Raw genomic sequence first — 2,071 nt, forward strand, 5'->3', positions numbered from 1 at the left:
CCTGATAGACCAAGTTGGCCTGGCGGGAAGGGCGGCGCCTGGCGCGGCGTGAAAGTTTGATGTCAAGCACTTCTTAAAGCGCGCGATCATTGTGTCTAACGGTCATGGTCGTGCGCGGTCATTCTAACGCTTGTGACGCCGCAACTTCGCGTATTGCTTGTCGCGTGGGACATTTTTTTCTTTCGACGAGGAGCGCTTTCGAGGGCTGTGATGCAAATCTCGTGAGCCGGTCGCGCTCGGCACCGAGCGGCGGCACTTTGTCTTAATGTCTCGGCATCTTAAGCGGGTCGTCTTGGCGGCGAGAGATTATCGTCAGGTTGGTAAGGCCGCGCTAAGTAAAAATCGTCACCGGGTCACTATCGTGGCAAAACAAGGTGACAAGCAATGACGAACCACAAACCCAGGACCGACGCGCTTTTTTTGCGGCGCTGCTTCAGTGTCTACGCGAAGCCGAGACGAGGAGCACGTTCGCGGCGCGCAGTGAATGGTGACGTAAGCGACGCTCCTCTAGCATTCATTTAGGCCGGTTTCGTCAGGTGGTATCGCTGCCCAAACCGTCTGGCTCGCCTTGATTGGAGGTTGTGGTCCCCGAACTTGGCTATCTCCGTGCGACCTGCCTATCGCAAAACGTCCACGCGTCGGTATTTCGAGTGATGCGGAAAATGAATGCGTCAGTGCTTCTCGCTTAAGGATCGATGGCTTCCTGTCTCGGCTCACCGATCGTAAAGAGTCCGCACGAGCGCACGATGCAGTTGCGTCGGGAGCAGGCGTCGGCAAGAGCGCAGCCGCCGAGACGATTGATGCAATGCTCGGCGTCGTCTCAAAAATCGTTGCAGCAGGCGACAGTGTGCAGTTGATGGGCTTCGGCACGTTCGCGACCGGTGCTCGCGCGGCCCGTTCCGGACGTAACCCGAAGACCGGTGAAACGATCAAGAGCGCCGCCACGAAAACCGTAAAATTCACGGCCGGCAAGGCCTTCAAGGACGCGGTCAATCAGTAAGGGAGGTCACCCGGCGCCGACCTACCGCCTGTATCCTGGGACGCAATCCCAGGATAAAACGATTGGCCATTCAACGATAACAGTTTGATCCGTCCCACGCCGGTTCGGCGTTCGACGCCGTCCGCGTGGAATGAGCGAATCGTTACCCGCTGACCACGTGCTTGTCCAAGCACTCCGACGATACGATTGTGATAACGAGGAAGCGCGCCACGCACCGGTCTACGTTTCAAACGCACACGAAGGGGAAGGGCGGTCATGAGGCGGGGATCATTAAACTGGGTTTATTAATGACACCATCATAGCGAAGCCGCCGCCTGTCTGGGTAACGCCATTCGTCGCTGAGCTTTTACTGAAAATCCACCGCACAGGCGCGGAGTGGTTGCAGCTCGTACAGGATTTCCTCGCAGCAAACACTGCGAGGGCATATCGGATCAGAAGCGGGAAGATGCCCCCCGTCGGTCCTACGTGTATACGCGCCCGCCGGGCTTGCCGTAGTGATTCGCGTTCCCCAGCACGGGCCCGCTTGTTAGCCAAACTTCGTACCCTCGTCGGCGCATGACGCCATCGTTCAATGGGGTCGGCCGTTTGCTGGCAAAAGGACGTGATCAATACACTGCTGCCTCTCCCGGTGGGCGATGCTTAAAACGTCGATGTACCCAGTAGTACTGTTCCGGAATTTTCAGAATCTGGGTTTCAAGAAACGCATTCATTCGACGCGCGTCAACCGCATCGTTTTCGGATGGGAAGTCGTCCAACGGTTCGAAGACTGTCAGCCTATATCCTCGGTAGTTTGGCAACACCTCGGTCACGAACGGTACAACCCGCGCATGGCCCAGTCTTGCGAGTCGGGAAACTGAAGTGAGCGTGCAGGCGGGAACGCCAAAGAATGGGACAAAAACAGAGTTCTCAATGCCGTGATCCATGTCCGCTGCGAGCATGACTGGTTTGCCCGAGCGCAGTAGTCCCACGATCTTTCGGGCGCTCGTTGAGCGCTCGATCATCTCTGCGCCAAATCTGCCGCGTTGTCGCTTAGCTAGGTCGCACAGGCTTGCGTTCGACATGCGTGTATAC

2 protein-coding genes are annotated in these 2,071 nt (G+C 57.2%); one reads left to right on the forward strand and one right to left on the reverse strand.

Annotated features, from left to right (window positions below; translation table 11 throughout):
• The first annotated feature begins 703 nt into the window (after positions 1-703).
• Positions 704-1,000: an HU family DNA-binding protein gene (locus tag AWB67_RS36820; protein WP_087660741.1), complete on the forward strand. Its 297-nt coding sequence runs from the start codon at positions 704-706 to the stop codon at positions 998-1,000.
• Positions 1,001-1,605: 605 nt separating this feature from the next.
• Here the strand turns inward: AWB67_RS36820 and AWB67_RS36830 are convergent.
• Positions 1,606-2,071: LpxL/LpxP family acyltransferase (locus tag AWB67_RS36830; protein ID WP_445344256.1), on the reverse strand; the 466-nt coding region annotated here is incomplete at its 5' end.

Origin of the sequence: Caballeronia terrestris (genome assembly GCF_001544515.1) — a bacterium.
GTDB lineage: Bacteria > Pseudomonadota > Gammaproteobacteria > Burkholderiales > Burkholderiaceae > Caballeronia > Caballeronia terrestris.